Genomic DNA, 7,934 nt, shown 5'->3' on the forward strand with positions numbered 1-7,934 from the left:
GCAAGTAGGCGACCCGCATAGGTTAATTGGAACCGCTGGGTGCGAGACCCGCATGCCCAGTGGTGTGAGAGGGGTAGGTGAAAGCTTCCCCTACTCGATTGCGCTCGGCATGAGCGAACTCTACAGGGTGGAAGTCCCGAAGTGCAGACGGTGGCGCCGAGCACATAGCCAGAGACAAGGCCTGAACCGCGAGGTTCCGACTGAAGGAAGCCCGAGGCAAACCATAGACCTTACGAACAGGAACGGTTTCAGGCAATTGTCGTCGGGTAATACTGCAAAACAAGTCGAAGCCTTGACAACTGACTTCCTTAAAGGCAGGGGATGGTCGTGGTTGGGTTGTTTTAGGGGTTAAAATGTTAAGTAACCGCTAAAAAACTAGAGTAACCTGGCTTACCAGATCGGTTTGGGAAGTGGTGTGAGAGGGTGTTCGCTGAAAATCAGCGAAACCCTGCTCGATTACATTCCAAAAACGGCTCATTGATGGGAAATTTTCCGAGTTAAGATTTAAATTTTTGACTAACTATTTCTTAGCCTTCTCTAATTATTAGAAGAAGGCGAAAAGAATGCTTCCTGATACACAAGTTCTCAAAAGAGTTTTCGATGAACTAAAAAGGCAACGATTGTCTCTTCAACGCCCGTGCGCCAGCCGGGCAAAATCACATTGAAATTTTCCATAAAGGAAGTATCAAATTCTTCCGAAAGCGGAACCGGCTCTTCTTCGGCAAAACTGAGTTTTGCTAACTTATGGTTGGGCAGGAGGCGAGCTAATGTCGAGTGAATAAAGCTAACGAGCTCGAAAAGAGAGGTTTCGCCGTTGGCCGCTAATTTATAAACACCATCAAAACCTGGGTTTGCCAGACATTTAAGAGCGGCAACAACCGTCATCTGAACCAAAAGATGACGCCCGATAAGGCGAAGCGGTTTATTTCCTGAGACGGTTATCCGTTTGCGGGATAAAATTTTGTCTATCCAATCGGTAATTAAGTTTTTTGTGCTTGAACAATAGAAAACTTCAGGCAATCTAATAAGTAGATGTTCACAGCTGATGAAAGGCGGAATACTTTCTTCCGGCTGCAGCCAGCTGACCAAAAGTGCCTCCTTTGTCTCTAAGGCCTGAGAAAGAGCCGCTAAATAATTTGCGCTTTTTGATTCGAAAGATCTGGCCGAGAATCGAGGAACATAGAAAACTGCATCCGGCTGTGTTAGCGTCAGGAATGCTGCAGCAAGTCCGGGATCATTTAGCGGGAGCTCGAACTCGGTAGGCTTCCATAAATCGGAATTCTTTTTAAGCTCTGAGGAAAGATAAGGTTCAAAGATTTCCGACTCGCCAAGCTGGGCAAAGCTGTATTGAACCTTGGTCATACAGGGGCCCCATCGACAAAATCTCCGACCCAAAGACCTTCATAACTGGGAGGTACCAGTCCGGGACAATGTTCAAAGTAGTCAATAAGCCAATGGACAAAGCGATTGACCGCAACTCTGTCTCGGTCTTTTCTGCTGATATAGATTTGCTGAACAGGGAATTTCCATTCCGGCAAGACTTCGCAAACGGTTCCGTTGGCCAGTTCGTCTAAATAGTAATAGACAGGACAATACGCTCCGATGCCTTTTGAGCGCATAACAACCTGCTTAATACCGCCCGGATTATTCAAACGCATATGAGCATGGAAGTGCAGCGGGAAATAGTCGCTTCCTTTTCTTAAAACCATATTCCTTTCGCGGTTTCTGGAAAAGAAAGAAAAAATAGGGTGCTCCGAAAGATCGCGAGGAGAGCGAATCGGATATTTCAGCGAGTTTAAATACTGTGGGGTGGCCGCGAGCATGAAGGAAATGCCGGCAATCAACTTAGAATCGCGCGTCGGAATATTCAGAGGCGTCACCGAGAGCATGACGTCATAGCTGGTAATGGCGTCAGAAGTCATCAGCTCAACGTAACTTAATGACCTCATAGACACTGAAACATCCGGATTGAATTCCAGGTACTTAGAAATTGCGATCGGCATGATGATCTCAGAAAGACCGATCGGGCATGCGATGGTGATCAAGTCCCTGTCGTTATCTCGAGCAACCTGAAGGTCTTTGAACAAAGAGGCCGCATCAAAAACGATACGTCTCATGCGGGAATAGGCCACAGATCCTGCACTTGTGAGCACTAGCTGTTTACCTTTTCTCCGGAAAAGTTCTACGCCTAGGTCTTTTTCGAGCTTATTAATACGTCGGGAAATGGAAGAGGCTTCCACGCCGCTCTCTTCCGAAACTTTGGCAATGGAACCACGGGAAACGATCTTAAAGAAAAGACGCCAGGTATCAAGGTCGGAAACAGTACTCACAGTTCATCCTTTCAGCTGAAATCCAGGTTGTAGTTTGTGTGTTTTTGTAACTAACAGGATTGGCAATTAAAACATTATAAATACGTTTATTTATTTGAATATAAACAAATAAAATTAAGGACAATTTGTAATATTTCTGTAAATTGCCTTTTTTGTCATCAATAACACTAAATTTTTGTCATTGTATCAACTGCGGTACTTAGGCACAATAACCATGTCGGACGTAACCAAGGTCCGACGGACATCTCCTGATTGGTTGTTAGATATAAACAGTCTGTTTTGGACTGTGCCTTCTTCAGAAAGAGAGAGCTGAAGAAGGTATTTTTTTGTCCAAAAAACTGACAGACGAAAAATATTCTCTTTATTTCTAGAGGATTCGAATCCTAATCCCGAAAATCTATAATTTTCCGGAATCAAAATAATTATTCTCGTTAGTCTTTGGCTTGTCCGAGAGAAGGCTATATAGCGGTCATTAGCTAGGAAATCGAACTACAAAATTCGTTATTCACGAAATCTCCGTCCTATATTGAAGAAAAAGAATCTTTCAGGAGATTTCAATGTCGCAAGAGAATCTATCGAATTCAGCCGGCCCCAGTTGCCTCAAACGAAGTTTTGGTATGCGGGAAGCGGTGACCATTACCGCCGGTTCTGTGATCGGTGTCGGTCTTTTTACAACCGGATCCAATGTAGTCGGAAACCTCGGTATCGAGGTAATCTTCGCCACCTTATTGGCGCTATTGGTAAGCATTTATCCTGCTCTTCTTTACGCAGAAATGGGGGCTGCACTTCCATATGCGGGCGGAACCTACCAATTTGCCTCGCTTGGACTAGGGAAGGCGGTAGGCGTTTTAGCCGGTTGGAATTTCATTATTTCGCTCGTTGCGGTTACCGGCGGTGAGGCGCTGGCCTTTAGTTATTACTTCAAAACACTTTGTCTTGCTTTCGGATGGCAAATTCCATTGTCTGATGTCGCAGTGGCGTTGATCGTCACGATCGTTTTCATTATTGCCAATGTCTTCGGTGTTAGGTTAACGGGCCGGCTGCAAAACGGCTTTATGTTCTTTTTCTGGGGCGTTGCTGCTATTTGGTTCCTGACAATGATCCCGAATATTGAACTGCCGAATTTTGTAAAGTCGCCGGAATTCATCGCAAAGGACAAAGACTTTACGTTTATCGGCGCCGTGTGCATGATCTGGTGGTGCTTTGCAGGCTTTGAAGCCTGTGTGGCGATGGGAGAGGAGATTCGTTTCCCGAAAATCAATATTCCTCGTGCCATGTTCTTGGCTCCGTTCGTCGTTTTCTGTGTGAACGCATTGTTCCAGTGGTATCTGATCGGTATTACACCGGTAGAGAAATTAGCATCTCTGGCAACGGCTGAAGCTCCTTATGCGGAAGCAATGAAGGCAGCCGGCATCCTAGGATTCCCTCTTGCCTTGCTCGCGGCCGGCATTGCTTTCGGCGGTGATTTCTCAACGTTAAACGCCTCTATTTCAACAACACCGCGTTATCTCTTTACGATGGCTAGAGACGGCGCAATGCCCAAGATTTTTGCAAAGGTCAGCCGCCGTTATCAGACACCTTACGTTGCGGTGATAACGCTGGGTGTATTGACCGTTGCTCTGATTGCAACTAACTCATTGCTTTACATTGCAGAACTTTCCTTATTCGCAGATCTTTTCTACTACGTTCTCGGAATACTGGCAGCTTGGGGTTTGCGGAAAAAGCATCCTGAATTAAAACGTTCTTATAAAGCTCCATTGATCATGGTCGGTGCTCCGGCCAGCGCTTTAATTTACTTGTATATGATGACTGAGCTGAGTAATGAGGCTTTTTACACCGGCGTTATATGGTGTCTCCTCGGAATTGCTATTTACTGGTGCTGCTCTAAGTATTACGGAGCCGGCGCATCTTTTAAGTTGGATGAAAAAGCTTCCGGCGTTGATGAAATCCCGACACCTGAAGAAAAGAGGAGCATGGACCGGGAATATCATCTTTGGTGGTTCCTCGTAGGTGGATTGAGCATTGTTGCCACGCTGCTTTATTTACTACCGTATTTGATGCGCTAAGTTAACCAAAACGTATTTGAGCCTCGTCCTGAATGACGGGGCTTATTTTTTAACTTGAATCGAAGAATTTTGGGGCTAATCTAAATACGAACTCAGAATTAGATTCTTGCTTAAAGGTGAAAGAGAGAAAGCTCCGGAAAAGGGGGGGGGAGCAAGGAAAAGAAGATTTCTTAAAAACAAATATCAGAAGTAATCCTAATTCTTTGGTGACGAAAGCGGATTAATAGAAATAAGACAAGTTGAAGTTGTAGTACGTAATCTTTTTTGAAGAAAGAACAAATCTTTGAAAAAGAGAGAAAGCATGTACCTATAGAAACAATACCAAGTTAATGCTCTGAAAGTGAGATTACAAACTTCTTTGAAAACTCGAAGATTTATCGATGGCATCAAAGGGTACTCATATATTAGGGCAGGGAAGTGTGTATTAAATAAAGTAAGTTTGCTTTGATTGTCATCAAAATTGAAAATTAAAATAAATATAAATATCCAGAAGTATTAAATTTAAATTTTTTATAGAATAATTATAACAACATTAAAAAAGTTTTCAGTATACCGTTTGAACAAAACATTTAAATTATTTAAATATAAAAACAAGTTAGACAAGATAAATTCTTTCTATCTATTATTTAACTTCGTTTCGAGTAGAGCAGGGTAGGCTTTTTCTCATAACTTTCTTTGATAATCTGAATACTATAAATTCATCAATTTCCTGATTCTCTACCATAGAGATTGAAAATTTAATTTGTACAGCAGGAAGGAAAGCTAAGGTGTAAGTCAGAGAACTTGGAGAGAAGTTACCGGAAAGTTGTCAACAGAGCGTTGTGAATATATAGAAATAGACAATTTCTTCGTATAAACAGATAGATAGATGAGTTTATAAAGACTTTTTACGAGCGATAAAAAACTCGAAATAGGTCGATTTATTTACTGTATAAACATTAGATTAGAAAAGGTTCCAATAAGTTAAATTAGATTAGATATTTATCTGAAAGAAGATTTGTTAACAATAAAAATCGTTAATTTACAGATAGTTAAGTAGATACTTAAAGGCTTCGTCATTCATACAGTATGATGTACTGTCAATATAACTGTATAGATGATTTATACAGTAAATTTGAGAGGATTGAGAGGGTGGTATCTTAAGTTACCCTGTTATACAAAAATACTGATACCCCATTGTATAAACCAATAAAAACATAAAAAGGAATGAGATCGCCTACAAATTTTAAAGATTATTATAAGCTAATAAAGAAAATGAATAATATAAGGAATTAGGTCATTGTGAATTTAAACATACTTTTTTAATCTTATTTATATCTCTTTTAAATATTTGACAACTAAAATAAATTAATTATTATTAGTATTGATAGTAGCCTTAAACAGAATTTAATTATTTTTGCATTTCTTCTTATTATTAAATCAAATTTAATTTTCTAACGAAAAAGTTGGATCTAAATAGAAAATTAATTTTTAATGACGTGCTTGTTTCTAGCTGTCAACCTTTGTCTTTGCCATAGGAAGGAATTTGTCTGTTCCTATGCAAAACAATCCTTAACCTATTTATTTAATTGAGATATTCACTAAAAAATGAATTCTTATTCGCAGGGGTGAATCTGGATATCAGAAGGCGTTTTCAAAATTCTTATCTTTAAATCGGCTTGCCTAAGCTTTTTTAGCTAAGATTTTTATGTTGTAATTTTCGAAACGACTATTTTTCTTATCCTTAGGAGATTCTTTATGCAACGCCGCCAGTTAATTAAAGGCTTAGCCGCCGGAGCAATTGTTTCTACTTTGCTTCCTGCATTTGCAGCAGAACCCGTAACCCTCAAAGTCGGAGCTTCTCCCCTTGTAACAGGAGATATTCTTGAGTTCGTAAAACCTGCCCTTGCCAAAAAAGGCATCAATCTCAAGATCATCGAATTTACCGACTATATTCAGCCGAATCTAGCTTTGGCGGATAAAGAAATTGATGCAAATCTTTTCCAACACAAGCCTTTCATGGATAAGTTCTGCCAGGACCGAGGTCTTAAGCTGACGGCTTTGTCTGGCATTTTTATTGCACCTATCGCTCTTTACTCTAAAAAGATCAAAGACGTTAAGGAATTAAAGAAGGGCGACACCATCACGATCCCTAACGATCCGACGAACGGCGGCAGAGCACTGCAGCTGCTTGCCGGAACAGGTCTTTTAAAACTAAAAGAGGGTGTCGGACATGCAGCAACAGTTGAGGACATCATTGATAATCCGTTGAGGTTAAGAATCGTAGAGGTCGAGGCTGCGACGCTTCCGAGAACACTTGATGATGCTCGCGCAGCCGTTATTAATCAGACCTACGCGCTGCCGGCCGGCCTTAATCCCGTCAAAGACTCCTTACTCATTGAAAGTAAAGATTCTCCGTATGCAAACATGGTTGCTATCCGTACCGGAGACAATCGCCCAGAACTTGTTGAATTGAACAACGCACTTCACACACCGGAAGTAAAACAATTCATACTTGAGCACTACAAAGGATCTTTGATTCCATCCTTCTAACATTAGGACGCCTGTACATGAATAAACGCAATTTTTTGATTACCGCTGCACTCAGCGCCGCTCTCTGCTTTTTCGGTACTGCAAACGCCGCTGAGACCTTAAAGATTGGAGCTTCTCCGGTTCCGCACGCTGATATTCTGAAAGTGGTCCAGCCCGAACTCGCTAAAAAGGGCATTGACCTTAAGATTATTGAGTTCTCTGATTATGTTCAGCCGAACCTGGCGCTTTCTGACAAAGATCTGGATGCCAACTTCTTCCAGCATCTGCCTTATCTAGAAGCTTTCTCGAAAGACCATCGCTTAAATCTGGTGTCTGCAGGAGCGGTTCATATTGAACCGATGGGCGTTTACTCCAAGAAAGTAAAGAACTTGGCCGATCTGAAAAAAGGTGCCTCTGTCGCCATTCCTAATGATCCGACAAACGGCGGAAGAGCGCTTCAGGTTCTTGCTGCTGCCGGCCTGATCAAAATGAAAGACGGTGTCGGTGTGAACGGAACTCCTCTGGATATCACCGATAATCCGAAGAGAATCCGTATCGTCGAAGTGGAAGCAGCAACACTGCCCAGAGCTTTGGACGATCTAGATGCTGCCGTTATCAATTCTAATTACGCCCTCGGCGCTAAGTTGAACCCCACAAAAGATGCGATTGCCATTGAAGCCAAAGATTCTCCTTATGCAAATGTTGTGGCAGTGAGAGCAGGGGACGAAAACAAACCCGCTATTAAGGAATTGATGAGCTCTCTTCATTCGCCCGAAGTTAAGAAGTTTATTGAGGAAAAATATAACGGAGCCGTTGTTCCGGCTTTCTAAGTCGCTAATCGGATGGACGTCAAAGCTGAAGAATCTTGAAAATTACTTCTGACGGTTTATCCATTAGCGGACAAAGGGAAATCCTTCCATTTTGAGATCGAGTAGGGGGACGGGTTTCCCCGCCCCTCTCTCACAGCACCCATCGTGCGGTACCGCAATGGGCGCTTCATTAACGGATCTCCATAAAGCGGAGAGAG

General features: G+C 42.1%; 5 protein-coding genes. 3 read left to right on the forward strand and 2 right to left on the reverse strand.

All coding sequences use genetic code 11. The annotated features are described in order from the left end of the window. Nucleotides 1-585: 585 nt before the first annotated feature. Complete coding sequence (locus ACZND6_RS12380; RefSeq protein WP_370747700.1) at nt 586-1,362, reverse strand: Rossmann-fold NAD(P)-binding domain-containing protein; 777 nt, start codon at nt 1,360-1,362, stop codon at nt 586-588. Next, nucleotides 1,359-2,330, reverse strand: a complete 972-nt coding sequence (locus ACZND6_RS12385; protein ID WP_489524749.1) for a LysR family transcriptional regulator — start codon at nt 2,328-2,330, stop codon at nt 1,359-1,361. Before ACZND6_RS12385 ends, ACZND6_RS12380 begins: the two co-directional genes overlap by 4 nt. A 557-nt stretch (nt 2,331-2,887) precedes the next feature. On the opposite strand from ACZND6_RS12385, the gene ACZND6_RS12390 reads away from it, so the two are divergent. The 3 genes from ACZND6_RS12390 (at nt 2,888) to ACZND6_RS12400 (ending at nt 7,737) form a co-directional block, all read left to right on the forward strand. Then, a complete protein-coding gene (locus tag ACZND6_RS12390; RefSeq protein WP_300817073.1) occupies nt 2,888-4,396 on the forward strand; it encodes an APC family permease in 1,509 nt (502 codons plus the stop codon). Between the two features lie 1,737 nt (nt 4,397-6,133). Continuing rightward, entirely contained in the window at nt 6,134-6,928 is a 795-nt protein-coding gene (locus ACZND6_RS12395) for a MetQ/NlpA family ABC transporter substrate-binding protein (protein WP_293737472.1), read from the forward strand. Between the two features lie 17 nt (nt 6,929-6,945). Next, nucleotides 6,946-7,737, forward strand: coding sequence for a MetQ/NlpA family ABC transporter substrate-binding protein (locus ACZND6_RS12400; protein WP_293737473.1), 792 nt, complete (start codon nt 6,946-6,948; stop codon nt 7,735-7,737). Nucleotides 7,738-7,934: the final 197 nt, after the last annotated feature.

The organism is Parasutterella sp. (genome assembly GCF_057870745.1).

Coding starts and splice junctions, on each gene's coding strand:
- ACZND6_RS12380 (WP_370747700.1), bottom strand. CDS start 1,362: ATGACCAAGGTTCAATACAGCTTTGCCCAGCTTGGCGAGTCGGAAATC.
- ACZND6_RS12390 (WP_300817073.1), top strand. CDS start 2,888: ATGTCGCAAGAGAATCTATCGAATTCAGCCGGCCCCAGTTGCCTCAAA.
- ACZND6_RS12395 (WP_293737472.1), top strand. CDS start 6,134: ATGCAACGCCGCCAGTTAATTAAAGGCTTAGCCGCCGGAGCAATTGTT.
- ACZND6_RS12400 (WP_293737473.1), top strand. CDS start 6,946: ATGAATAAACGCAATTTTTTGATTACCGCTGCACTCAGCGCCGCTCTC.